At 54.3% G+C, this 24,182-nt stretch carries 32 protein-coding genes; 17 read left to right on the top strand and 15 right to left on the bottom strand.

What is annotated here, in order from left to right:
- Positions 1-76: 76 nt before the first annotated feature.
- A complete protein-coding gene (gene rlmE, locus INF86_RS13335; protein WP_003861812.1) occupies positions 77-703 on the bottom strand; it encodes a 23S rRNA (uridine(2552)-2'-O)-methyltransferase RlmE in 627 nt (208 codons plus the stop codon).
- Positions 704-830: 127 nt separating this feature from the next.
- On the opposite strand from rlmE, the gene yhbY reads away from it, so the two are divergent.
- The gene (gene yhbY, locus INF86_RS13330) at positions 831-1,124 is read left to right on the top strand and encodes a ribosome assembly RNA-binding protein YhbY (protein WP_003861814.1); all 294 of its coding nucleotides are present in this window, start codon (positions 831-833) and stop codon (positions 1,122-1,124) included.
- 151 nt (positions 1,125-1,275) lie between these two features.
- Here the strand turns inward: yhbY and greA are convergent, their stop codons facing one another.
- Positions 1,276-1,752, bottom strand: a complete 477-nt coding sequence (gene greA, locus INF86_RS13325; protein WP_023298719.1) for a transcription elongation factor GreA — start codon at positions 1,750-1,752, stop codon at positions 1,276-1,278.
- 228 nt (positions 1,753-1,980) lie between these two features.
- On the opposite strand from greA, the gene dacB reads away from it, so the two are divergent.
- From dacB to pmrB, 3 genes are read left to right on the top strand one after another with little or no spacing between them, the layout of a single operon-like run.
- Positions 1,981-3,414: a serine-type D-Ala-D-Ala carboxypeptidase gene (gene dacB, locus INF86_RS13320; RefSeq protein ID WP_003861817.1), complete on the top strand. Its 1,434-nt coding sequence runs from the start codon at positions 1,981-1,983 to the stop codon at positions 3,412-3,414.
- 2 nt (positions 3,415-3,416) lie between these two features.
- Positions 3,417-4,079: a two-component system response regulator PmrA gene (gene pmrA / locus INF86_RS13315; protein ID WP_003861819.1), complete on the top strand. Its 663-nt coding sequence runs from the start codon at positions 3,417-3,419 to the stop codon at positions 4,077-4,079.
- The gene (gene pmrB, locus INF86_RS13310; protein ID WP_058677035.1) at positions 4,076-5,119 is read left to right on the top strand and encodes a two-component system sensor histidine kinase PmrB; all 1,044 of its coding nucleotides are present in this window, start codon (positions 4,076-4,078) and stop codon (positions 5,117-5,119) included. The genes pmrA and pmrB overlap by 4 nt, the downstream gene beginning before the upstream one ends.
- Positions 5,120-5,152: 33 nt before the next feature.
- Here the strand turns inward: pmrB and cgtA are convergent, their stop codons facing one another.
- The 4 genes from cgtA to rplU all read right to left on the bottom strand — a co-directional run bounded on the left by cgtA (position 5,153) and on the right by rplU (position 7,993).
- Positions 5,153-6,328, bottom strand: coding sequence for an Obg family GTPase CgtA (gene cgtA, locus INF86_RS13305; protein ID WP_003861823.1), 1,176 nt, complete (start codon positions 6,326-6,328; stop codon positions 5,153-5,155).
- Positions 6,329-6,343: 15 nt separating this feature from the next.
- Positions 6,344-7,309 (bottom strand): DMT family transporter, encoded by a 966-nt coding sequence (locus tag INF86_RS13300; protein ID WP_003861826.1) that lies wholly within the window; start codon positions 7,307-7,309, stop codon positions 6,344-6,346.
- A gap of 95 nt (positions 7,310-7,404) precedes the next feature.
- On the bottom strand, positions 7,405-7,662 hold the full coding sequence (gene rpmA, locus INF86_RS13295) for a 50S ribosomal protein L27 (RefSeq protein WP_003861831.1): 258 nt from the start codon (positions 7,660-7,662) through the stop codon (positions 7,405-7,407).
- A gap of 19 nt (positions 7,663-7,681) precedes the next feature.
- Positions 7,682-7,993, bottom strand: coding sequence for a 50S ribosomal protein L21 (gene rplU, locus INF86_RS13290; RefSeq protein ID WP_003025032.1), 312 nt, complete (start codon positions 7,991-7,993; stop codon positions 7,682-7,684).
- 257 nt (positions 7,994-8,250) lie between these two features.
- On the opposite strand from rplU, the gene ispB reads away from it, so the two are divergent.
- The gene (gene ispB / locus INF86_RS13285; RefSeq protein ID WP_006812126.1) at positions 8,251-9,222 is read left to right on the top strand and encodes an octaprenyl diphosphate synthase; all 972 of its coding nucleotides are present in this window, start codon (positions 8,251-8,253) and stop codon (positions 9,220-9,222) included.
- Between the two features lie 229 nt (positions 9,223-9,451).
- Positions 9,452-9,739 (top strand): DNA-binding transcriptional regulator SfsB, encoded by a 288-nt coding sequence (sfsB, locus tag INF86_RS13280; protein ID WP_022649524.1) that lies wholly within the window; start codon positions 9,452-9,454, stop codon positions 9,737-9,739.
- 63 nt (positions 9,740-9,802) lie between these two features.
- Here sfsB and murA read toward each other — a convergent pair whose 3' ends face one another.
- The 7 genes from murA to mlaF all read right to left on the bottom strand — a co-directional run bounded on the left by murA (position 9,803) and on the right by mlaF (position 14,596).
- Positions 9,803-11,062 (bottom strand): UDP-N-acetylglucosamine 1-carboxyvinyltransferase, encoded by a 1,260-nt coding sequence (murA, locus tag INF86_RS13275; protein ID WP_006812128.1) that lies wholly within the window; start codon positions 11,060-11,062, stop codon positions 9,803-9,805.
- A 50-nt stretch (positions 11,063-11,112) separates the two neighbouring features.
- Positions 11,113-11,367, bottom strand: coding sequence for a BolA family iron metabolism protein IbaG (gene ibaG / locus INF86_RS13270; RefSeq protein WP_003861840.1), 255 nt, complete (start codon positions 11,365-11,367; stop codon positions 11,113-11,115).
- Positions 11,368-11,493: 126 nt separating this feature from the next.
- Positions 11,494-11,787, bottom strand: coding sequence for a lipid asymmetry maintenance protein MlaB (gene mlaB, locus INF86_RS13265; protein WP_022649525.1), 294 nt, complete (start codon positions 11,785-11,787; stop codon positions 11,494-11,496).
- Complete coding sequence (gene mlaC, locus INF86_RS13260; protein ID WP_006812130.1) at positions 11,787-12,422, bottom strand: phospholipid-binding protein MlaC; 636 nt, start codon at positions 12,420-12,422, stop codon at positions 11,787-11,789. The genes mlaB and mlaC overlap by 1 nt, the downstream gene beginning before the upstream one ends.
- Before the next feature lie 18 nt (positions 12,423-12,440).
- Positions 12,441-12,989, bottom strand: coding sequence for an outer membrane lipid asymmetry maintenance protein MlaD (gene mlaD / locus INF86_RS13255; protein ID WP_022649526.1), 549 nt, complete (start codon positions 12,987-12,989; stop codon positions 12,441-12,443).
- A gap of 4 nt (positions 12,990-12,993) precedes the next feature.
- The gene (gene mlaE / locus INF86_RS13250; protein ID WP_003861848.1) at positions 12,994-13,776 is read right to left on the bottom strand and encodes a lipid asymmetry maintenance ABC transporter permease subunit MlaE; all 783 of its coding nucleotides are present in this window, start codon (positions 13,774-13,776) and stop codon (positions 12,994-12,996) included.
- Between the two features lie 7 nt (positions 13,777-13,783).
- A complete protein-coding gene (mlaF, locus tag INF86_RS13245) occupies positions 13,784-14,596 on the bottom strand; it encodes a phospholipid ABC transporter ATP-binding protein MlaF (protein ID WP_193543604.1) in 813 nt (270 codons plus the stop codon).
- A gap of 227 nt (positions 14,597-14,823) precedes the next feature.
- Here mlaF and INF86_RS13240 point away from each other — a divergent pair, with 227 nt between their 5' ends.
- The 11 genes from INF86_RS13240 (at position 14,824) to npr (ending at position 22,743) form a co-directional block, all read left to right on the top strand.
- Positions 14,824-15,801, top strand: coding sequence for a calcium/sodium antiporter (locus tag INF86_RS13240; protein WP_003861852.1), 978 nt, complete (start codon positions 14,824-14,826; stop codon positions 15,799-15,801).
- 13 nt (positions 15,802-15,814) lie between these two features.
- Positions 15,815-16,801, top strand: a complete 987-nt coding sequence (kdsD, locus tag INF86_RS13235) for an arabinose-5-phosphate isomerase KdsD (RefSeq protein ID WP_003861853.1) — start codon at positions 15,815-15,817, stop codon at positions 16,799-16,801.
- Positions 16,802-16,815: 14 nt separating this feature from the next.
- Positions 16,816-17,382 carry a 3-deoxy-manno-octulosonate-8-phosphatase KdsC gene (gene kdsC, locus INF86_RS13230; protein WP_193131700.1) on the top strand — a complete coding sequence of 189 codons (567 nt, stop codon included), beginning with the start codon at positions 16,816-16,818 and terminating at the stop codon, positions 17,380-17,382.
- On the top strand, positions 17,379-17,954 hold the full coding sequence (gene lptC, locus INF86_RS13225) for an LPS export ABC transporter periplasmic protein LptC (RefSeq protein ID WP_022649529.1): 576 nt from the start codon (positions 17,379-17,381) through the stop codon (positions 17,952-17,954). Before kdsC ends, lptC begins: the two co-directional genes overlap by 4 nt.
- On the top strand, positions 17,923-18,477 hold the full coding sequence (gene lptA / locus INF86_RS13220; protein WP_006812136.1) for a lipopolysaccharide ABC transporter substrate-binding protein LptA: 555 nt from the start codon (positions 17,923-17,925) through the stop codon (positions 18,475-18,477). Before lptC ends, lptA begins: the two co-directional genes overlap by 32 nt.
- A gap of 6 nt (positions 18,478-18,483) precedes the next feature.
- The gene (lptB, locus tag INF86_RS13215) at positions 18,484-19,209 is read left to right on the top strand and encodes an LPS export ABC transporter ATP-binding protein (protein WP_003861862.1); all 726 of its coding nucleotides are present in this window, start codon (positions 18,484-18,486) and stop codon (positions 19,207-19,209) included.
- 47 nt (positions 19,210-19,256) lie between these two features.
- Entirely contained in the window at positions 19,257-20,690 is a 1,434-nt protein-coding gene (rpoN, locus tag INF86_RS13210) for an RNA polymerase factor sigma-54 (RefSeq protein WP_022649530.1), read from the top strand.
- A gap of 22 nt (positions 20,691-20,712) precedes the next feature.
- Positions 20,713-21,000, top strand: coding sequence for a ribosome hibernation promoting factor (gene hpf, locus INF86_RS13205; protein WP_014171818.1), 288 nt, complete (start codon positions 20,713-20,715; stop codon positions 20,998-21,000).
- Positions 21,001-21,082: 82 nt separating this feature from the next.
- Positions 21,083-21,574 (top strand): PTS IIA-like nitrogen regulatory protein PtsN, encoded by a 492-nt coding sequence (ptsN, locus tag INF86_RS13200; RefSeq protein WP_003861869.1) that lies wholly within the window; start codon positions 21,083-21,085, stop codon positions 21,572-21,574.
- A 45-nt stretch (positions 21,575-21,619) separates the two neighbouring features.
- The gene (gene rapZ / locus INF86_RS13195) at positions 21,620-22,474 is read left to right on the top strand and encodes an RNase adapter RapZ (protein ID WP_003861870.1); all 855 of its coding nucleotides are present in this window, start codon (positions 21,620-21,622) and stop codon (positions 22,472-22,474) included.
- On the top strand, positions 22,471-22,743 hold the full coding sequence (gene npr / locus INF86_RS13190; RefSeq protein ID WP_003861872.1) for a PTS phosphocarrier protein NPr: 273 nt from the start codon (positions 22,471-22,473) through the stop codon (positions 22,741-22,743). The genes rapZ and npr overlap by 4 nt, the downstream gene beginning before the upstream one ends.
- 39 nt (positions 22,744-22,782) lie before the next feature.
- On the opposite strand, the gene mtgA is transcribed toward npr, so the two are convergent.
- Positions 22,783-23,508 carry a monofunctional biosynthetic peptidoglycan transglycosylase gene (mtgA, locus tag INF86_RS13185; RefSeq protein ID WP_193543603.1) on the bottom strand — a complete coding sequence of 242 codons (726 nt, stop codon included), beginning with the start codon at positions 23,506-23,508 and terminating at the stop codon, positions 22,783-22,785.
- The gene (elbB, locus tag INF86_RS13180) at positions 23,505-24,158 is read right to left on the bottom strand and encodes an isoprenoid biosynthesis glyoxalase ElbB (protein ID WP_022649532.1); all 654 of its coding nucleotides are present in this window, start codon (positions 24,156-24,158) and stop codon (positions 23,505-23,507) included. The genes mtgA and elbB overlap by 4 nt, the downstream gene beginning before the upstream one ends.
- Between the last annotated feature and the right edge of the window lie 24 nt (positions 24,159-24,182).

The raw sequence follows: 24,182 nt of genomic DNA, 5'->3' as shown, positions 1-24,182 counted from the left end.
ACAACTGTGTTAAAAACAGCGTCAGGATACTCTATATCCAGTTTCATTCAAACTTTCGCCTGAAATCTACCGGTTATCATTTTCGCCCGGTCGCTACAATATACACTTCACGGGAACGGGCCCGGGAAGAGTCCGGCTTACGAACTTTGACCTTCGCAAACAGGGAGCGAATTTCCTTAAGATACTCCTCGAAACCTTCGCCCTGAAACACCTTCACAACAAAACTACCACCAGGCGCTAGTACATCACGACACATTTCTAACGCTAGTTCCACCAGATACATGGCGCGGGGGATATCCACCGCCGGTGTTCCACACATATTTGGTGCCATATCCGACATGACAACCTGGACCTTACTGTCACCTACACGATCAAGTAATGCTTTAAGCACTAATTCATCACGAAAGTCGCCCTGAAGGAAGTCGACACCGACGATGGGATCCATTGGTAAAAGATCGCATGCGATGATTCGGCCCGTTCCGCCGATCTGCGTAACCGCATACTGGGACCATCCGCCAGGTGCCGCACCGAGGTCGACCACCGTCATTCCCGGTTTAAAAAGTTTGTCACTTTGCTGTATTTCATCAAGTTTAAACCAGGCGCGGGAACGTAACCCCTTTTTCTGCGCCTGTTGAACATATTTATCGCTAAAGTGTTCCTGAAGCCAGCGGCTGGAGCTGGCAGAACGCTTTTTACCTGTCATTTAACATTTCCGTCCTGGTTCATCGTTACTTGCCTGTGACGTAAATTTCTACGCAGCTATTTGGCGATATTAGGGAGATGGCGGTAGAATGAACCGTTTTCAATCCCAACGTAAGCAAAAATATACGATGAATCTGAGTACTAAACAAAAACAGCACCTTAAAGGTCTGGCACATCCGCTCAAGCCTGTAGTGATGCTTGGCAACAATGGTTTGACCGAAGGGGTGCTTGCCGAGATTGAACAAGCGCTGGAACACCACGAGCTGATCAAGGTGAAAATCGCCTCTGAAGACAGAGACACTAAAAACCTGATCGTGGAAGCCATCGTGCGCGAAACCGGCGCCTGTAATGTACAGGTCATCGGTAAAACGCTGGTGCTCTATCGCCCATCTAAAGAGCGCAAAATCTCGCTGCCACGTTAAGGATATCCTGAATCAAACACATTTTCTGTGTGAAACGAGGGATTTCTTTCAGCAGGCGAGCAAAATGCCATGCTCCTTGAGTTGATAAAAGGCCGCTATGCGGCCTTTTTCTTTTCTTTACAATGTATCAACATCTTAGAAGAGAAGCGAATTACAGGTATTCAACCTTAATAATTTCGTATTCCACTTCGCCACCCGGGGTGCGGATAATCACAACATCATCCTGCTCTTTGCCAATCAGGCCGCGAGCAATCGGGGAGTTCACCGAAATCAGGTTCTGTTTGAAGTCCGCTTCATCATCACCCACGATGCGATAGGTTTGCTCTTCGTCGTTGTCCAGATTCAGGACGGTGACGGTAGAGCCGAAGATCACGCGACCGTTGTTTGGCATTTTAGTGATATCGATAACCTGCGCGTTGGACAGTTTCGCTTCGATATCTTTGATGCGCCCCTCGCAGAAACCCTGCTGCTCACGCGCCGCGTGGTATTCAGCATTCTCTTTCAGGTCGCCATGCTCACGCGCATCCGCGATAGCGGCGATGATTTCAGGGCGACGTACGGATTTCAGAAAATCCAGCTCTTCGCGCAGTTTTTCGGCACCACGTAAGGTCATCGGAATAGCTTGCATTTGTTATACCTCTTAAACATTCCTGTTGGGAGCAGTGTTCCCTGCTCCAGCCCACCTGAACAGGCCAGAAGCAAAAAGAAAACCGACCCGGGAGCAACGCCCCAGGTCAGCAGCAATTTTTCAATTTGATACGCATTTTACCGCGAAGTTCACTATGGGTCATCGTTTACTTTACAGTGCCATGCACCGTAGTATGACGGTTTGTTTTCGGGTTGTTAGCGCGAGATTATGCGATTTTCCAGTTTTATCATCGGATTGACTACCAGTATAACGTTCACCGTTCAGGCCGCGAATGTTGATGAGTACATTAATCAACTGCCCGCCGGCGCGAACCTTGCCCTGATGGTGCAGAAGGTTGGCGCGCAGGCTCCCGAGATTGACTATCACAGTCAACAGATGGCGCTGCCTGCCAGTACCCAGAAGGTGATCACTGCCCTCGCCGCCCTGCTCCAGCTCGGGCCTGACTTCCGTTTTACTACCACCCTTGAAACCAGAGGTAACGTTGAGGGTGGCGAACTGAAAGGCGATCTTATCGCCCGTTTTGGTGGCGATCCCACCTTTAAGCGCCAGGATGTCCGCAACATGGTGGCGGTACTGAAAAAATCCGGCGTAACAAAAATTGATGGCAACGTGCTGATCGACACCTCCATTTTCGCCAGCCACGATAAAGCGCCTGGCTGGCCATGGAACGACATGACGCAGTGCTTTAGCGCCCCGCCAGCCGCCGCCATCGTTGACCGTAACTGCTTCTCCGTATCGCTTTACAGCGCGCCAAAACCCAATGACTTAGCGTTTATCCGCGTGGCGTCTTACTACCCGGTCACGATGTTCAGCCAGGTGCGGACGCTGGCGAAAGGCTCCCCGGAGGCGCAGTATTGTGAGCTCGACGTGGTACCGGGCGATCTCAATCGCTATACGCTCACCGGCTGCCTGACCCAGCGGGCCGATCCCCTCCCGCTGGCCTTTGCCATTCAGGATGGCGCAGGCTATGCCGGTGCCATTTTTAAAGATGAACTGAAGCAGGCGGGCATAACCTACACCGGAACGCTGCTGCGCCAGACGCAGGTGAATGAACCAGGCACGGTGATTGCCAGCAAACAGTCCGCGCCACTGCATGATTTGCTTAAGATTATGCTGAAAAAGTCGGATAACATGATTGCCGACACGGTGTTCCGTATGATTGGGCATGCGCGCTTTGGTGTGCCAGGAACCTGGCGGGCCGGTTCTGATGCCGTACGTCAGATCCTGCGCCAGCAGGCGGGTATCGATCTGGGCAATACGATCGCTGTCGACGGTTCCGGTTTATCGCGCCATAACCTGATCTCACCGGCCACCATGATGCAGGTGTTGCAGTACATCGCTCAGCATGACGCTGAGCTAAACTTTATTACAATGCTGCCGCTCGCCGGACACGATGGGTCACTTCAGTACCGTGCGGGCCTTCACGCTGCAGGCGTGGATGGCAAAGTGTCAGCCAAAACGGGTTCCCTGCAAGGCGTTTACAACCTTGCCGGTTTTATCACGACAGCCAGCGGGCAACGCATGGCCTTTGTGCAGTATCTTTCCGGCTATGCCGTCGAACCGGCTGACCAGCGCAATCGTCGTATTCCACTGGTGCGTTTCGAAAGCAGGCTCTATAAGGACATCTACCAGAATAACTAGCGATGAAACTACTGATAGTTGAAGACGATCTGTTATTACAGGAAGGGTTAGCGCTGGCGCTGGGGAATGAGGGCTACGCCCTGGATTGTGCCGCCACGGCGGCTGAAGCAGATGCCTTGATCCAGAGCGGAGAATACAGCCTTGTGATCCTGGATTTGGGACTGCCGGATAAAGACGGCGCGACGCTGCTCTGCCAGTGGCGTCGTCGCGGAGTGGAGAATCCCGTATTGATTCTCACCGCCCGCGATGCCATTGAAGACAGAATTAACGGGCTGGATTCTGGCGCTGACGATTATCTGGTAAAACCCTTCGCCCTTGCCGAGCTACAGGCTCGCGTACGGGCGTTAATCCGCCGCTATCAGGGCCACAGCGACAACCTGCTGACGGACGGGGATATCACCCTCAATCTGCAAACTCAGCAGGTGCTGCGCCAGTCTCAGCCTGTGGAAGTGACCCCAAAAGAGTTCGCTCTGCTGACGCGTCTGATCATGCGCAGCGGGCAGACCGTGCACCGTGAAACGCTGCAACAGGACATCTACTCCTGGCAGGACGATCCAGGATCAAACACGCTTGAAGTTCACATTCATAATCTGCGCCGCAAGCTCGGTAAAGATCGCATCAAAACCGTACGTGGCGTGGGTTACCGTCTGGAGAGCCAGAAATGAACAGTATGCGCCGGCGATTAATGGTGTTGCTGGCGGTTATACTGCTATTTTTTCAACTGGTTAGCGTAGTCTGGCTGTGGCATGAGAGCCGCGAGCAAATCGGTTTTCTGGTGAATGAAACGTTGTCTGCGAAAGCGCGCAACAACCATGTCGAAAAAGAGATCCGCGAAGCCATTGCCTCCCTGCTGGTCCCTTCTCTGGTGATGGTCGGTTTTACCCTGCTCTTCTCATTCTGGGCCGTCACCTGGATCACACGACCACTCAACAAACTTCGCGCCAGCCTTGCGAACCGTTCGGCGGATAATCTGACTCCCCTGCCGATGTATTCTGATATGGAAGAGATAGGCGCAGTAACCACGTCCCTCAACCAACTCCTCGCCCGGCTGGACCACACTATTCAACAGGAACGCCTGTTTACCGCCGATGCGGCACACGAGTTACGTACGCCGCTTGCGGGGATCAGGCTCCATCTGGAACTGATGGCTCAGTCCGGCTCCCCGCAGGCCACGCCACTGATAAACCGGATCGATCAGTTGATGCACACGGTGGAACAGCTGCTGATGCTGGCGCGTGCCGGACAGGCGATGGCCAGCGGCCATTACGATACCGTGAACTGGACTGAGACGATCATTGCACCGCTCAGCCTGGAGCATGAAGCCAGAGAGCATACGGTGATATGGCCTGCTCACAGCCCGCTGACGGTACAGGGCGACGCCGTCCTGTTACGTCTGATGCTAAGGAACCTTCTGGAGAATGCCGCCCGCTACAGCCCGGCAGGCACAACCATTGAAGTGGCATTAACAGCGACGGAGAGCGGTACCCGGGTGAGCGTTACCGATCAGGGGCCGGGTATTGATGAGGCACACCGCCAGTCGATCACCGAACCTTTCCGACGTCTCGACCAGCGCTACGGCGGCAGCGGCCTTGGGCTGAGCATCGTACAGCGTATCGTACAGCTCCATCATGGCCATTTAACGCTGGAGAACGGCGCTGCGGGCGGCCTCATCGCCAGCTGTTGGTTACCGGCGAAAATAGGATAAAAAAAAGCCCCGTTAAGGGGCTTTATACTGAAGTTAGTGCTTGTAGATGAACTCGACGCCTTCTTCGTCGTCTTCATCCCAGTCATCGTCCCAGTCTTCATCATCTTCTTCCGCTTCCAGCTCTTCGAGCTGCTGGCGGTGGTAGTCATCCCACATGAATTCGACTTTTTCAGGCTGTTTCGCCTCTTCTGCCTGAACAACCGGATTCTCGATGATAAAGGTCATCACATCCCAGCAGAGATCTTTCACGCCAACCTGGCTGGCGGCAGAGATCAGGTAGTACTTATCTTCCCAACCCATCGCTTCGGCAATCGCTTTAGCTTTCGCTTCAGCTTCCGCTTTATCCATCAGGTCGATCTTGTTAAATACCAGCCAGCGCGGTTTTTGCGCCAGTTTTTCACTGTATTTCTCCAGCTCACCGATAATGATACGGGCGTTTTCAACCGGATCGGAACCGTCGATTGGATCGATGTCGATGAGGTGCAACAGTACGCGACAACGCTCAAGGTGCTTCAGGAAGCGAATCCCCAGACCGGCGCCTTCTGCTGCCCCTTCAATCAGACCCGGGATGTCAGCGACCACGAAGCTCTTCTCGTTATCCATACGGACAACGCCCAGGCTCGGTACCAGCGTCGTAAACGGATAATCTGCCACTTTTGGTTTCGCCGCAGAGACCGCACGGATAAACGTCGATTTACCGGCGTTTGGCATACCCAGCATCCCCACATCCGCCAGCAGCATCAGTTCCAGTTGCAGGTCGCGCTTATCACCCGGGGTACCCATGGTTTTCTGACGCGGGGTACGGTTAACGGAAGATTTGAAACGGCTGTTACCCAGACCGTGCCAGCCGCCTTTCGCCACCATCAGGCGCTGACCGTGTTTGGTCATATCACCCATGGTTTCGCCCGTGCCCTGATCGATGACACGCGTACCTACCGGCACTTTGATCGTCACGTCTTTACCGCGTTTACCGGTACAGTCGCGGCTCTGGCCATTCTGCCCACGTTCGGCGCGGAAAGATTTTTCGAAACGGTAGTCGATCAGCGTGTTGAGGTTTTCATCCGCCTCCAGCCACACGTCGCCACCGTCCCCACCGTCACCGCCGTCAGGACCGCCACGAGGAATATATTTTTCACGGCGGAAGCTTACACAACCGTTACCGCCATCACCTGCCACGACCAGAATCGTCGCTTCATCAACAAACTTCATTTTACTCTCCGTAACTCATTCGCCTGAGCGGGGGACTATTACAACCGCTTCATTTTTGCGCCAACGCCCCCAGAGACGATGACCAATGGCGGAATACATCGCGCCCGCAACCACGACAAACGCACCGAGATAACCCAACAGGTTGAGCATCGGCTTGACGAAGACATCGGGCCAGGCCATTGATAACAAATCTGAAAATAACAGCGTAAACAGCGGGGTAAGCGTGATTAAGGCGCTAACCTGTGCTGCCTGCCAGCGCGCCATAGCTTCAGCCAGCGCGCCATAACCGACCAGCGTGTTCAGCCCACAAAAAATGAGGCACGCCAGTTGCCAGTCGCTGAGCTGGGTAATCACCCCCGGCTTAGCTAACGGCAATAATGCCAGTGTACACAAAGTGTACAGCAAAAAGAGGATCTGCTGTGAGGCAAGACGACGCAATAACACCTTTTGCGCGACGCCATAACTCACCCAGACCGTTGCTGCACCCACCCCAAAAATGACACCCCAGGTGTAATCCGTCAGGCGGGTAAAAATCTCGATCAGACTGGTGTTAAAGAACATCACCAGACCGCAAAGCAACATGCTTGCCCCGATGATCTGCGTACCGCGCATCTTCTCCTTGAGGATGAATACGCTGGCGACCATCATGCCGACCGGTGATAGCTGACCAATCACCTGAGACGCTGTAGGGCTAAGATATTGCAGGGAAGAGCTGAACAGAATGAAGTTACCGAACAGACCGCCCGTCGCGATAGCCAATAACACCAGCCAGCGCGGTTTTCGGAAGATGCGCAGCGGTGGCAGCTTACCTTTGACGGCCAGAATGGCGCCCAGGCCTATACTTGCCATCAGGAAGCGATAAAACACCACCGTGGGCGGTTCCATCACTTCCAGTACCTGCTTCATTGCAATTGGCAGTGCACCCCAGCACATCGCGGTAGTGAGCGCCAAAAGAATACCAATGCCGGCCTGCTGCTTCATGCCCGTTTTCCCTACAGAAAATTTTCCGGGTTTCCAATGTAAAAAGCCCCGCAACACGTTGCGGGGCTTTAATCCGTTACCGGACCGAGAAAACCTTACTCAGCAACGATGCTGATGTATTTACGGTTGTTCGGGCCTTTAACTTCAAATTTCACTTTACCGTCTGCTTTAGCAAACAGAGTGTGGTCACGACCGCAACCTACGTTGGTACCCGCGTGGAACTTGGTGCCACGCTGACGAACGATGATGCTACCCGCCAGAACGGATTCGCCACCGAAACGCTTAACGCCCAGGCGTTTAGCTTCTGAATCGCGACCGTTACGTGTGGAGCCGCCAGCCTTTTTATGTGCCATTTAAATCTCTCCTCAGGTCTTAGGCGCTGATGCCAGTAATTTTCACATCAGTGAACCACTGACGGTGGCCCTGCTGCTTACGATAGTGTTTACGACGACGAAACTTAACGATTTTAACTTTCTCGCCACGACCGTGAGCAACAACTTCAGCTTTGATAACGCCGCCATCAACGAAAGGAACGCCGATTTTGACTTCTTCACCGTTTGCGATCATCAGAACTTCAGCGAACTCAACAGATTCGCCAGTTGCGATGTCCAGCTTTTCCAGGCGAACGGTCTGACCTTCGCTTACTCGGTGTTGTTTACCACCACTTTGGAAAACCGCGTACATATAAACTCCGCTTCCGCGCACATCCTCGTATGATTCAGAGTGCGCTATAAATATTCACAATAGGGCGCGAATATTACGCAAAACGCGAGCCTTTGACAAGTGCTACCATCAATACATGAAGAAAAAAAACACAACACGTACGGTAACGTTTATCTGAGCCATTTTTTCAGTACAATCAGCAATACTATTTATAAACCGAAACCCTTTGTGTACCCATCTCGTGTGGGATAAACAGGATAAAAAGCCCGGCTTTTGCGATGAATTTAGAAAAAATCAATGAGTTAACCGCGCAAGATATGGCGGGTGTGAATGCAGCAATCCTGGAGCAACTCAACTCTGACGTTCAGCTTATCAATCAGTTGGGCTATTACATCGTCAGCGGCGGCGGTAAACGTATTCGTCCGATGATTGCTATTCTGGCCGCACGCGCGGTTGGCTATCAAGGAAATGCCCACGTCACGATCGCGGCGCTGATCGAATTTATCCACACCGCCACCCTGCTTCATGACGATGTTGTGGATGAATCAGACATGCGTCGTGGCAAAGCCACCGCCAATGCCGCGTTTGGTAATGCGGCAAGCGTTCTGGTAGGGGATTTTATCTATACCCGAGCCTTCCAGATGATGACCAGCCTTGGCTCGCTGAAGGTGCTGGAAGTGATGTCAGAAGCCGTAAACGTTATCGCTGAAGGCGAAGTCCTACAGTTGATGAACGTCAACGACCCGGATATCACCGAAGAAAACTATATGCGGGTGATTTACAGCAAGACCGCACGTCTGTTTGAAGCCGCCGCGCAGTGCTCCGGCATTCTGGCAGGCTGTAGCGAAGCTCAGGAAAAAGGGCTTCAGGACTACGGCCGTTACCTCGGCACCGCGTTCCAGCTGATTGATGATTTGCTGGACTACAGCGCGGATGGCGAAACGCTCGGTAAAAACGTTGGCGATGACCTGAACGAAGGGAAGCCAACGCTGCCGCTGCTCCACGCGATGCGCAATGGCACACCAGAGCAGGCGAAAATGATCCGGGAGGCTATCGAGCAGGGAAATGGTCGCCATCTTCTGGAACCGGTACTGGAAACAATGGCCATCTGTGGTTCCCTTGAATGGACGCGTCAGCGTGCTGAAGAAGAAGCAGACAAAGCCATCGCCGCAATTCAGGTCATTCCCGACAGCCCATGGCGTGATGCGCTAATCGGCCTCGCGCACATCGCCGTCCAGCGCGACCGTTAATCCTCTCCTCATCTCCCTGCGATCTCGTAGGGAGGTTCCAGTACGCACCAATAAATTACATTTACGCGTAAGCTCATCAGGTTACAGGCCGTATGTATAAAGCCGTGCCTTATTCTGAATATTGCTTCTCGTAACATGAACTTTTTAGAACAGATGTTCGAAGTGAGTATAGTAATGCTGTCTTTTCACACGAAACGACGTGGACGATAACGAACACAAGGACAGCATTATGGATACAAAATTCATCGACTGGCATTCTGCTGACATTATTGCGGCACTGCGTAAAAAAGGGACATCGCTGGCTGCCGAATCACGTCGTCATGGGCTGAGCTCGTCGACGCTGGCAAACGCCCTGACCCGCCCATGGCCGAAGGGGGAACTGATTATTGCGACGGCGCTGGATACGCATCCGTGGGTGATATGGCCGTCACGCTATCACGATCCCATTACCCATGAATTTATCGACAGAACGCGCATGATGCGCCAGAGCAAAGCGAAGAAAGCACATCAGGACTGATGCACCCGGATTTACAGGAACAGCAATCCCCCGGCCTGTTCTGGCAGGGGGGTGCCGGAACGATTACTCGCCCTTCACACGCTCGATATTCGCACCCAGCGCGCGCAGTTTGTCTTCAATACGCTCGTAACCACGATCGATGTGGTAGATACGATCGACAACGGTAGTCCCTTCTGCAATACAACCTGCCAGTACGAGGCTCGCAGACGCGCGCAGATCGGTCGCCATCACCTGCGCACCGGACAGTTTTTCAACGCCGTGGCAAATGACCGTGTTGCTTTCAATCTCAGCATGCGCACCCATACGGATCAGTTCAGGTACGTGCATGAAACGGTTTTCGAAGATAGTTTCCGTGATGAAGCCTGTGCCTTCAGCCACCAGGTTCAACAGGGTGAACTGTGCCTGCATATCCGTCGGGAATGCCGGATGTGGCGCAGTGCGCACGTTAACGGCTTTAGGACGCTGCCCGTGCATATCGAGGCTGATCCAGTCTTCACCAATTTCAATGTCCGCACCCGCATCGCGCAGTTTCGCCAGCACCGCATCCAGGGTATCCGGTTGTGCGTTACGACAAACAATCTTACCGCCAGAAATGGCAGCCGCTACCAGGAAAGTACCGGTTTCGATACGGTCTGGCAGTACGCGGTACACACCACCACCCAGACGTTCAACGCCTTCGATGGTGATACGGTCTGTGCCCTGCCCGCTGATCTTCGCCCCCAGCGCGACCAGGAAGTTCGCGGTATCCACGATTTCCGGCTCTCGGGCGGCGTTTTCGATGATGGTAGTGCCTTCTGCCAGCGTAGCAGCCGACATGATGGTTACCGTTGCGCCCACGCTCACTTTGTCCATGACAATGTGCGCGCCTTTCAGGCGACCATTGACGGACGCTTTAACGTACCCCTCTTCCAGCTTGATCTCCGCGCCCAGCTTTTCCAGACCGAAGATATGCAGGTCGACTGGACGGGCACCGATAGCGCATCCGCCCGGCAGTGAAACCTGTCCCTGACCGAAACGCGCAACCAGCGGGCCAAGCGCCCAGATGGAAGCACGCATGGTTTTCACCAGCTCATACGGCGCTGAGAAGTTGTTCACGTTGCTGGCATCGATCCAGACGGAACCGTTACGCTCCACTTTGGTGCCCAACTGGCCGAGCAACTTCATGGTCGTGTCGATATCTTTCAGCTTCGGTACGTTCTGGATCTCTACCGGCTCTTCTGCGAGCAGCGCAGCGAAAAGAATGGGCAGCGCGGCGTTTTTAGCGCCAGAAATTGTGACTTCGCCCTGGAGACGCGTGGGTCCCTGTACACGAAATTTATCCATCGTTTGCTCTCTTATAAATTCAACCGTGCTGCGGGCGCTTCGCCCTCAGCTCAAAAACCGTTTAGTTTGCGATCGCGTGCCCACTCCTGTGGGGTGAACGCTTTAATCGACAGGGCGTGGATGCGGTTATCCGCAATGTATTCCATCAGCGGCGCGTACACAGCCTGCTGTTTCTTCACGCGACTCATTCCGTCGAACATCTCACCCACAGCAATAACCTGGAAGTGACTGCCATCGCCAGAGACGTGGGCTTCCTGAAGGGAGAGTGCATTCATCAGCACTGTCTGGATTTCATTATTTTCCATGGGGTCTACATCATCTGATAGTGAAAACAAGCTCAACATCTTAGAGCAAAGTGGCGCGGTCTTAAACAAGCAAAAAGCCCCGACGCGTAAACTGTCGGGGCTTTCGGAAGTAACGTACTGAAAAAGTTAGCGAGGTAATACGTCTTCAGGCAAATTGTAAAGCTGTGCAAGGGTTACGACATTATCGCTTACCCCCGTCAGGGTGACGCTACTCCCCTGCTTTTTGCCCGTGGCCACCAGGTGCGCCAGCAGGGCGATACCGGCGGTATCTACCCGCGTGACGCCATGGAGATCAATCAACGTCACGCCCTGCATCGCGTTATGGCGAGCGTCCCACAGCGGGTTAAGCAGATCCTGATCCAGCTCTCCCGTCAGCGTCAACGTCTCGCCGTCACGCGCCCAGCTAAGCTGCTGCGACATTACTTCTTCTCGTCCAGGGTAATTTTCTGACGAGAGATGGACTGAAGCTGAGCCGTCAGGCCATCGATGCCTTTGGTGCGCAGCAGATCGCTCCACTCGTTCTGTTTAGTGGTGATCATGCTGACGCCTTCAGCGATCATGTCGTACGCCTGCCAGTTTCCGGTCTGGCTGTTTTTACGCCACTGGAAGTCCAGGCGTACCGGTGGACGACCGTTTGGATCGATAATCGTCACGCGGATAGGAATGATGGTGGCATCGCCCAGCGGCTGTTCAGGGGCAATCTGATAGGTCTGCCCGTGGTACATCGCCAGCGCCTGGCCGTAAGCCTGTTTCAGGTATTCACGGAACGCCGCAAAGTAAGCCTCGCGCTGCGCCGGGGTCGCGTCTTTGTAGTAACGGCCCAGCACCAGTGCGCCCGCGTACTTGATCTGCACATACGGCAGCAGCTCCTGATCCACCACATCACGCAGATAATCAGGGTTGGAACGGATTTTGGGCTGTTCGTTTTTAAGACGGTCGAAGGTTTTCTTCGCGGCCTCATCCATCAGTTTGTACGGGTTACTCTGATCCGCAGCGTGCGCCGCGGTTAGAGGGGCAATGACCAGCATGGCAACCATTAACAGTCGTTTAAACATGAATGACTTCTCCTGAAATTAATTCGTCGCGCCTGGCGTCGGTTCGACGTTGGTGTGGTCTTCACTCTGCGCAGGGGCATCGTCAGACTTTTTATCATCCCCTTTACTGTTGTAAAGGAACTGACCAATCATATCTTCCAGCACCATCGCTGACTTGGTATCCTGGATTACGCTACCGTCTTTAAGGATAGACGTTCCCAGCTCAGGATCTTCAAAACCAACGTTAAGGGCCAGATATTGCTCCCCCAGCAGGCCAGAGGTGCGGATAGAGAGCGAGCTGGTGTCAGGAATGTGGTTATAGCGTTCTTCGATATCCATTGCGACGCGCGGCAGATAGGTTTTCTCATCAAGCGTAATGTCAGCGACACGTCCAATAACGACGCCACCAATACGGACCGGTGAGCGCGCCTTCAGGCCGCCGATATTATCGAAAGTCGCGTAGACGCGATACGTCGGCTCGGTGCGAACAGAGGTGATGTCCGCCGCGCGCAGGCAGATAAACAGCGCGGCCAGCAGTGCCAGAAGCAAAAACACGCCAACCCAAATTTCATTTTTTCTCGTTTGCATGAACTCAATTCCCAAACATCAGTGCGGTGAGCACAAAATCCAGACCTAAAACGGCCAGCGACGAATGTACGACAGTACGCGTCGTTGCACGGCTAATGCCCGCCGACGTCGGAATGGCATCGTAACCATTAAACAACGCAATCCAGGTAACCGTCACAGCGAAAACCACGCTCTTGATCAGACAGTTCACCAGATCCATCCGCAGATCGATGGCGTCCTGCATGGCAGACCAGAAGAACCCGGCATCAATGCCTTTCCAGTTGACGCCAACCAGCGCGCCTCCCCAGATACCTACCGCCACAAAGAGGATAGTCAGTAACGGCAAGGAGATAACCCCGGCCCAGAAGCGCGGCGAGATCACCCGGCGCAGCGGATCGACCGCCATCATCTCCATACTGGAGAGCTGCTCTGTGGCGCGCATCAGGCCAATTTCAGCCGTCAGCGCTGATCCGGCACGCCCGGCGAACAGCAGCGCTGCTACAACCGGCCCGAGTTCACGCAGCAGCGAGAGCGCCACCAGCATGCCAAGGCTGGTTTCCGCGCTGTAGGTTGTCAGCACCAGATACCCCTGCAACCCTAGCACCATGCCAATAAACAGACCCGACACGATGATGATAAGCATCGACAGCACGCCGACGTTATAAAGCTGCCGCACCAGTAACGGCGCATGCTTGCGGAACTCCGGTTTGCCAACCAGCGCGTTGAACAACATTAATCCGGCACGCCCGAACGTACTGATGGTTTTTAGGCCACGGTGTCCAAGACCCGCCAACGCATTTAACAGCATGAGTGGATTAACTCCCTATTCCCAGTAAATCGTCATGATAGTCGCCCGCCGGATAGCGGAAAGGCACCGGCCCATCTGCGATACCGTCCAGGAACTGCCGCACGCGCGGATCGCCATTCTCCTGCAACGCCTGAGCGCTGCCGTGGGCGACGATCTTTTTGTCAGCCACAATATAGGCGTAATCAGCAATGCTCAGCACTTCCGGCACGTCGTGGGAAACCACCACGCAGGTGACGCCAAGGGCGCTGTTCAGCTCCGAGATTAACTTCACCAGCACGCCCATGGTGATAGGGTCCTGCCCGACGAACGGTTCATCGAACATGATTAAATCGGGTTCCAGGGCAATAGCACGCGCCAGCGCGGCGCGGCGCGCCATCCCACCCGAGAGTTCGGACGGCATAAGTTTCTCAGCCCCCCGCAACCCCACAGCTTCGAGCTTCATCATCACCGTGCTGTGCAACAGCGCAGGAGGAAGATGGGTGTGCTCACGCAGCGGATAGGCCACGTTGTCAAATACGTTCATATCGGTGAACAGCGCACCCGACTGAAAGAGCATGCTCATCCGTTTGCGAACCGTGTAGAGGCGCGAGCGAGACATCTCCGGGACGTTTTCACCGTCGAAGAGAATTTCGCCGCTATCAGGGGGGATTTGCCCGCCGATAAGACGCAGCAACGTCGTTTTACCGATCCCTGACGGCCCCATGATGGCGGTGATTTTACCGCGCGGCACGGTCAGCGAAATATCATCAAATATCACCCGGTTGCCGCGAGAAAAACTGACGCCCCGGACATCGACTATATTCGCCATCGTTTGGCTCATTTATGGTTCCTTACTTACCTTGCTTCACTGCTGGCATGAAGCGTAAATCAGCCCTAAACCCCGCATTTTTACAGAATATTCACTATTGGGGTTAGCGAAAGCTGGCATTTGTTTTACTTTTCCGGCGCATAAAGTCAAAATTAGGAATTCGTCACGTCTCAGACTTCATCTGGCGCTAAAATTCGTGCGCAGTGGACCAGCGAGTATACCTGAAGAAAGGACTTTTGATGCTTTTAGCAACAGCACTGTTAATAATTGGTTTACTGTTGGTGGTCTACAGTGCTGACCGTTTGGTCTTTGCCGCATCCATTCTCTGTCGACTCATTGGCATGCCGCCCATCATTATTGGGATGACGGTGGTCAGTGTAGGCACATCGCTTCCTGAAATCATCGTTTCTGTTTCAGCCTCGTTGCATGGCCAGGTCGACCTCGCTATTGGCACCGCGATTGGCTCTAACATCGTCAATATCTTGCTGATTTTAGGCTTAGCCGCATTACTGCATCCATTTCGCGTACATTCCGATGTTTTGCGTCGTGAATTGCCGCTAATGTTAGTCGTCAGTCTGCTGGCAGGCTATGTGCTTTATGACGGGGTGCTGAGCGTCGGTGACGGTATATTCCTGCTCGCCCTGGCCGTGATCTGGTTGCTTTACAGCGTGAAGATCGCACGTCTGGCGGAAAAACAGGGTAATGATAGCCTCACGCGTGAGCATCTCGCCGAGCTGCCACGGGAAGGGACCTTACCCGTCGCCCTGCTGTGGCTGGGCGTCGCGCTGATTATAATGCCAATGGCCACGCGGATGGTGGTCGATAACGCGACGGTGCTGGCGAACGCGTTTGCGATGAGCGAACTGACAATCGGTCTGACGGTCATCGCCATCGGCACCAGCCTGCCAGAGCTGGCTACCGCCATCGCCGGGGCACGTAAAGGGGAAGATGATATCGCCATCGGCAATATCATTGGCTCGAATATTTTCAATATCGCGATCGTGACGGGGCTGCCGGCATTAATCTCACCGGGGCCGTTTAACCCTATGGTCTTCACGCGCGATTACGGTGTGATGCTGCTGGTCAGCGTAATTTTCGCCCTGCTCTGCTGGCGGCGAAAAGAGCAGATCGGCAAAGGCGCGGGCGCGCTGCTGACGGGTGGATTTATCGTATGGCTGGCGATGCTGTACTGGCTCTCGCCACTTCTCTCTGGGTAAACGGAAACGCATTATGTCGCAAATAGAATTGCAGCCGGGTTTTGACTTTCAGAAAGCAGGCAAAGACGTTCTGGAGATTGAACGTGAAGGTCTGGCGCAGTTAGATCAGTACATTAATCAGGATTTTAGTCTGGCCTGTGAGAAGATGTTCTACTGCGCCGGTAAAGTCGTGGTGATGGGGATGGGCAAATCCGGCCATATCGGGCGCAAAATGGCGGCGACCTTTGCCAGTACCGGCACGTCGTCATTCTTCGTTCATCCCGGTGAAGCCGCGCACGGTGACCTCGGCATGGTTACGCCGCAGGATGTGGTTATTGCGCTGTCCAACTCCGGGGAATCGAATGAAATCCTGGCGTTGATCCCGGTGCTGAAGCGTCTGCACGTACCGCTGATTTGCATGACCAGCCGCCCGGAAAGCAGCATGGCGCGTGCGGCAGATATTCACCTGTGCGTGAAGGTGCCGAAAGAAGCCTGTCCGCTGGGGCTGGCGCCGACCTCCAGCACAACCGCCGCGCTGGTGATGGGCGATGCCCTTGCCGTTGCGCTGCTGGAAGCCCGCGGTTTTACGCCTGAAGATTTCGCTCTGTCGCACCCCGGCGGCGCGCTCGGGCGCAAACTGCTGCTGCGGGTCAACGATATTATGCACACCGGGGATGAGATCCCGCACGTCAGCAAAGAGGCCTCTTTGCGCGACGCGTTACTGGAGATCACCCGTAAAAACCTGGGCATGACGGTTATCTGCGACGATCTGATGAAAATTCAGGGCATTTTCACCGACGGCGACCTGCGCCGGGTATTCGATATGGGTGTGGATGTCCGAACGCTGGGCATCGCTGATGTAATGACACCAGGCGGGATCCGCGTCCGTCCGGGCACGCTGGCGGTAGATGTACTGAACCTGATGCAGTCCCGTCATATTACCTCAGTGATGGTTGCCGATGGCGACCAACTGCTGGGTGTGGTACATATGCATGATCTGCTGCGCGCTGGCGTAGTGTAATGAAGGATAAGACAATGAGTAATGCGGGTGCATCCCTTGCAACCTGTTATGGCCCGGTGAGCGCCCACATGATGGCAAAGGCGGAAAATATCCGCCTGCTGATCCTCGATGTGGATGGTGTGCTCTCCGACGGTCTGATTTATATGGGCAATAATGGCGAAGAGCTGAAAGCCTTTAACGTTCGCGACGGTTACGGTATCCGCTGTGCGCTCACGTCCGGTATTGAAGTTGCAATCATCACCGGGCGGAAAGCTAAACTGGTAGAAGATCGGTGTGAAACGCTGGGCATTACCCATCTCTATCAGGGGCAGTCTGATAAGATGGTAGCCTTCCGGGATCTGTTGGGAAAACTGGCCATTGCACCAGAGAATGTGGCATACGTCGGGGATGATTTGATCGACTGGCCAGTCATGGTGGAGGTGGGTCTGAGCATCGCCGTGGCTGACGCGCACCCGCTGCTGATCCCGCGTGCTGATTACGTTACCCATATTCACGGTGGCCGCGGCGCCGTCCGTGAAGTCTGCGATCTGCTTCTGCTGGCGCAGGGCAAGCTTGATGAGGCGAAAGGGCAATCGATATGAGTAAAACCAGACGTTGGGTTATCATTCTGCTTGCGCTTGTCGCCCTGGTACTGATTGGCGTAAACCTCGCTGACCGCGAAGATACGCAAGCGGAAGTGGTTAACACGAGCGACCCGACCTATAAAAGCGATCACAGCGACACCGTGGTCTATAGCCCGGAAGGCGCGCTGAACTATCGCCTCGTTGCTCAGCATGTAGAATATTTTTCAGATGACGGTACTTCGTGGTTTACCCAACCGGTCATGACCACCTTTGATACGGACAAAGTGCCGACGTGGTCTATCAAGTCTGACCGGGCAAAACTGACAAATGACCGTATGCTTTACCTGTATGGTCACGTTGAAGTCAACGCCCTGACCGCTGACGCGCAACTGCGAAAAATTACGACGGATAACGCCCAGATCAACCTGGTCACCCAGGATGTCACGTCGCAGGATTTAGTCACCCTGTATGGCACAACATTTAATTCCAGCGGTTTAAGAATGCGCGGGAACTTACGCAGCAAAAACGCCGAGCTGATTGAAAAGGTTAGAACCTCCTATGAAATTCAAAACAAACAAACTCAGCCTTAAAGTTGTTATCGCCAGCGCGCTGCTGGCGGCCAGTCTTCCCGCGCTTGCTGTGACTGGCGACACCGAACAGCCGATTCATATTGAATCCGATACCCAGTCTCTGGATATGCAGGGTAACGTCGTCACCTTTACCGGCAACGTGGTCATGACCCAGGGCACCATCAAAATCAACGCCGACAAAGTGGTCGTTACCCGACCGGGCGGCGAGCAGGGCAAAGAGATTATCGATGGTTATGGCAACCCGGCCACCTTCTACCAGATGCAGGACAACGGCAAGCCGGTGAAAGGCCATGCCTCGCATATGCACTATGAACTGGCGAAGGATCTGGTCATCCTGACCGGTAATGCTTACCTGGAACAGCTGGACAGCAATATCAAAGGCGACAAGATCACTTATCTGGTGAAAGAGCAGAAAATGCAGGCCTCCAGTGAAAAAGGCAAACGCGTCACGACCGTTCTTGTGCCTTCGCAATTGCAGGACAAGAACAACGGCCAGGCTCCGGCACAGAAAAAGAGTAACTAATTCGTTATGGCAACTTTAACTGCAAAAAACCTCGCGAAAGCGTATAAGGGCCGCCGCGTCGTCGAAGATGTCAGTCTGACCGTCAACTCCGGCGAAATCGTGGGTTTGCTTGGCCCTAACGGGGCGGGTAAAACCACGACTTTCTACATGGTGGTGGGCATCGTCCCGCGTGACGCCGGCAACATCATCATCGATGATGAAGATATCAGTCTGCTGCCACTGCATGCCCGCGCGCGTCGTGGCATCGGCTATCTGCCGCAGGAAGCCTCCATCTTCCGCCGCTTAAGCGTGTTCGACAACCTGATGGCCGTGCTCCAGATCCGTGACGATCTGACCAGCGAGCAGCGCACTGACCGTGCGAACGAGCTGATGGAAGAGTTTCATATCGAACATCTGCGTGACAGCCTCGGTCAGGCGCTGTCCGGTGGTGAACGCCGCCGCGTTGAGATTGCGCGCGCGCTGGCAGCAAACCCGAAATTTATCCTCCTGGATGAACCGTTTGCGGGCGTTGACCCCATCTCCGTTATCGATATCAAACGTATTATTGAGCACCTGCGCGACAGCGGGCTTGGCGTGCTGATCACGGACCACAACGTTCGTGAAACGCTGGCCGTGTGTGAGCGCGCCTACATAGTGAGCCAGGGCCATCTGATTGCCCACGGTACGCCGCAGCAAATCCTCGAAGATGAGCATGTTAAGCGCGTGTACCTTGGGGAAGACTTCAGACTCTGATAGGGTAGAGGTTAAGTCACGCCGAACCGGAGAAAAACGCTCTGAACATGAAGCAAGGTTTGCAATTACGGCTCAGCCAGCAACTGGCCATGACGCCGCAGCTCCAGCAGGCAATCCGTCTGTTGCAGCTGTCCACGTTAGAACTCCAGCAGGAGCTCCAGCAGGCGCTGGACAGCAATCCGCTGCTGGAGCAAACCGATCTTCATGACGAGGTAGACGCCCAGCAGACGCAGGACACAGAAACGCTCGACTCCGTAGATGCGCTCGAACAGAAAGAGATGCCGGAGGAACTGCCGCTGGATGCCAGCTGGGATGAAATCTACACCGCGGGTACCCCTTCCGGGACGCGTGCAGATTACCAGGACGATGAACTCCCGGTCTACCAGGGCGAAACTACCCAGTCGCTTCAGGACTACCTGATGTGGCAGGTGGAGCTGACGCCTTTCTCCGATACCGATCGCGCCATTGCCACCTCGATTGTCGATGCCGTTGACGACACGGGCTATTTGACCGTGACGCTGGACGAGATTCTGGAAAGCATCGGCGATGACGAGATTGAACTGGAAGAGATCGAAGCCGTCCTGAAACGCGTTCAGCGTTTCGACCCGATTGGCGTCGCCGCGAAAGATCTGCGCGACTGCCTTCTGATCCAGCTTTCGCAGTTTGCCAAAGAGACACCGTGGATTGACGAAGCCCGGCTCATCATCAGCGAGCATCTGGATTTGCTGGCAAATCACGACTTCCGCACCCTGATGCGCGTTACGCGCCTCAAAGAAGAGGTGCTGAAGGAAGCGGTGAATCTGATCCAGTCACTCGATCCGCGTCCGGGGCAATCGATCCAGACCAGCGAACCGGAATACGTTATTCCTGATGTGCTGGTGAGAAAACACAATGGCCGCTGGGTCGTTGAACTGAACGCCGACAGCATTCCTCGCCTGCAAATCAACCAGCAATACGCCTCCATGTGCACCAGCGCCCGTAACGACGCTGATAATCAATACATTCGCAGCAACCTTCAGGAAGCACGCTGGTTGATTAAGAGTCTGGAAAGCCGTAATGACACGCTGCTGCGCGTCAGCCGCTGTATTGTCGAACAGCAGCAGGCATTCTTTGAGCAGGGCGAAGAATTTATGAAACCGATGGTGCTGGCGGACATCGCCCAGGCCGTCGAGATGCATGAATCAACCATTTCCCGCGTGACCACGCAGAAGTATCTGCACAGCCCACGCGGTATTTTTGAGCTTAAGTATTTCTTCTCCAGCCACGTGAACACCGAAGGCGGCGGCGAAGCCTCGTCAACAGCTATTCGCGCACTGGTGAAGAAGTTGATCGCCGCGGAGAACCCCGCGAAGCCACTCAGTGACAGTAAGTTAACCACCATGCTGTCCGATCAGGGTATTATGGTGGCACGCCGTACTGTCGCGAAGTATCGAGAGTCTTTATCCATTCCGCCGTCTAACCAGCGTAAACAACTGGTTTGACACAACCGATAAGGAAGACACTATGCAGCTCAATATCACCGGACATAACGTCGAAATTACTGAGGCTTTACGCGATTTTGTAAACGCTAAGTTCGCGAAACTCGAGCAGTATTTCGAGAGGATCAACCAGGTCTATGTTGTGTTGAAAGTGGAGAAAGTGACGCATATCTCGGATGCGACCCTGCACGTCAACGGAGGGGAACTTCATGCCAGTGCGGAAGGGCAAGACATGTACGCGGCTATCGACGGCTTGATTGATAAGCTTGCGAGACAGCTCAATAAACATAAAGATAAACTGAAACAACACTAATTGTCCGGGCAGTTAACGGGTGCAGGACGGCCTGTTGTGAAGCACAACAGGCCATTTGTACAGTTAGCGCTTAGGTGAAATTATGATAAACAACGATTCCGCTCTTCAACTGAGCAATGTCCTTAACCAGGATTGTACCCGCAGTGGCGTTCACTGCCAGAGCAAAAAACGTGCGCTGGAAATCATCAGTGAGCTGGCCGCAAAACAGCTGGGTCTGCCGCCGCAGATCGTGTTTGAAGCCATTCTGACCCGTGAAAAAATGGGCAGTACCGGCATCGGCAATGGCATTGCGATCCCGCATGGCAAGCTGGAAGAAGATACGCTGCGTGCCGTGGGGGTGTTTGTGCAACTGGAAACGCCTATCGCTTTTGACGCCATCGATAACCAGCCTGTGGATCTGCTCTTCGCGCTGCTGGTTCCTGCCGATCAGACCAAAACCCACCTGCACACGCTGTCGCTGGTTGCCAAACGTCTGGCGGATAAAACCATTTGTCGTCGACTGCGCTCAGCTCAAAGTGATGAAGAGCTTTATCAAATTATCACTGAAGCAGAAGGCAATCAGGATGAGGCATAATCGGGAAAGGGCCTTCAGAACGGCTTCCCTGAGGAGAAACGGAACATGGTGCTGATGATCGTCAGCGGTCGTTCGGGGTCCGGGAAGTCCGTGGCCCTGCGCGCGCTGGAAGACATGGGATTTTACTGCGTAGATAACCTGCCGGTAGTGCTGTTACCCGATCTGGCGCGGACGCTGGCGGACAGGCAAATCTCTGCCGCCGTCAGTATTGACGTGCGTAACATGCCGGAATCGCCGGAAATCTTCGAGCAGGCAATGAACAGCCTGCCGGAGTGCTTCTCGCCTCAGCTCTTGTTCCTGGATGCTGACCGCAACACGCTGATCCGCCGTTACAGCGATACACGTCGTTTGCACCCGCTCTCGAGTAAAAATCTTTCGCTGGAAAGCGCCATCGATAAAGAGAGCGATCTGCTTGAGCCGCTGCGTTCCCGGGCCGACCTGATTGTCGACACTTCAGAAATGTCCGTCCACGAGCTGGCGGAAATGCTGCGTACTCGCTTACTCGGCAAGCGCGAGCGCGAACTGACGATGGTGTTTGAATCCTTCGGCTTTAAGCACGGTATCCCTATCGATGCGGATTACGTTTTTGATGTGCGTTTCCTGCCGAACCCACACTGGGATCCGAAACTGCGTCCGATGACCGGTCTGGATAAGCCGGTGGCGGCGTTCCTCGACCGACACACAGAAGTACACAATTTTATCTACCAGACGCGAAGCTACCTTGAGCTATGGTTACCTATGCTGGAGACAAACAATCGTAGCTACCTGACGGTGGCGATTGGCTGTACCGGCGGTAAACATCGTTCGGTCTACATTGCCGAACAGCTGGCCGATTACTTCCGCTCACGCGGGAAGAACGTTCAGTCCCGTCATCGCACGCTGGAAAAACGCAAAACATGACCGTAAAACAGACCGTCGAAATCACCAATAAGCTGGGCATGCATGCGCGCCCGGCGATGAAGCTGTTTGAACTGATGCAGGGTTTTGATGCTGAGGTGCTGCTGCGCAACGATGAGGGAACCGAGGCAGAAGCCAACAGCGTGATTGCGCTGCTGATGCTGGATTCTGCCAAAGGCCGCCAGATTGAAGTTGAAGCCACCGGCCCGCAGGAAGAAGAAGCGCTGGCGGCAGTGATTGCCCTGTTTAACGCCGGGTTTGACGAAGATTAACGTTCGCCACGTCGGCGGGTAGCGCTGCGCTTACCCGCTTTACATAAGATTATTTCGCTCCATAAACCCTTCCCCACCCAGCTGACGCATCTGGCGCATAATCCACGCCTGGCGGCTTCGCACGTAGCCTGACGGCGCGCTGGCCTTAAAACGCAGCGGGTTCGGCAGCACGGCGGCAAGCAGTGCCGCTTCGGACATAGTCAGCCTGCTGGCGGGCTTGCCAAAATAGCGCTGCGATGCCGATTCGACGCCAAACACGCCGTCACCAAACTCCGCGATATTCAGGTAGACGGTCAAAATGCGTTTTTTGCTCCACACCGTCTCGACGCCCAGCGTCAGCCCGGCCTCCAGCCCTTTTCTCACCCAGCTGCGACCGTCCCATAAGAACAGATTTTTTACCGTCTGCTGAGAAAGCGTCGACGCACCGCGGACGCGGTTTTCATGACGTTCATTATGATCCAGCGCCTTCTCGATAGCCGCCACGTCAAAACCCCAGTGCTCCGGGAATTTCTGATCTTCTGCCGCAATGACCGCCAGCCCCATCCACGGGGAGATTTCATCCATGCCGACCCAGTCTGAGTGGGCAACATAGCCAAAATCACCCGAGAGCCAGGCGCTAATCTGCCGCTCTGCCATCACGGACGAGAACGGGACGGGCAGGATGCTGAACAGCGCAATGCCTCCGCCCCAAAAAACGGCCAGGACCAGCACAATACGCAGCAGGATCCGTTTTAACCACCCGCCAGGGGATAATTTACGACTCATTCGGTAAGAACCAGCACTCTGTCCACCAGCTTTTCAATGCCTGCAGCAGCCTCGGCAATGTTCTGCGCCAGCATATACGCCGGTGTGGTGACGATTTTATTGTCCTCATCCACCACAATGTCGTCTACCGGACATGGCACGTGTTCGCCGCCCATATCTTCGACAATTTCAGCAGTATCAATGTCGGTTCCGATCGTGAGCCGCAGCGGGAAATCAAAAATCTTCGGCAGCATGGCTGGCGCAATGCAGATAAAGCCCTGCGGCTTACCTGCCGCATGCATCGCCAGCGATAGCGCTTTCAAATCGGGATCGACATGGCACGCCGCGCCTTGCGTTGCAAACGTGCTCAGGTTTTTCGCCGCGCCAAAGCCGCCCGGCACGATGAGCGCATCTAGCTCAGCCGCATCGGCCTGTACCAGCGGATGAATATCCCCGCGCACAATACGTGCCGCTTCAATCAGCACGTTACGGCTTTCCGCCATTGGCTCGCCGGTAAGATGATTAACCACGTCTGCCTGCGTTTTATCCGGAGCGAAGCAGATAACGTCGGCCCCCTGGCGCGATAATGCCAGCAGCGTTAATACGGTTTCATGTATCTCTGAACCATCGTAAACGCCACATCCGCTCAGCACGACACCCACTTTCTTCATTCTGACGATCCTTCTATGCAACTC

The sequence above is a fragment of the Enterobacter cloacae complex sp. I1M genome, assembly GCF_014982425.1.
GTDB classification, from domain to species: domain Bacteria; phylum Pseudomonadota; class Gammaproteobacteria; order Enterobacterales; family Enterobacteriaceae; genus Enterobacter; species Enterobacter intestinihominis.
Note: the sequence above shows the minus strand (reverse complement) of the source record. Positions and strands in the feature narration are given on the sequence as shown.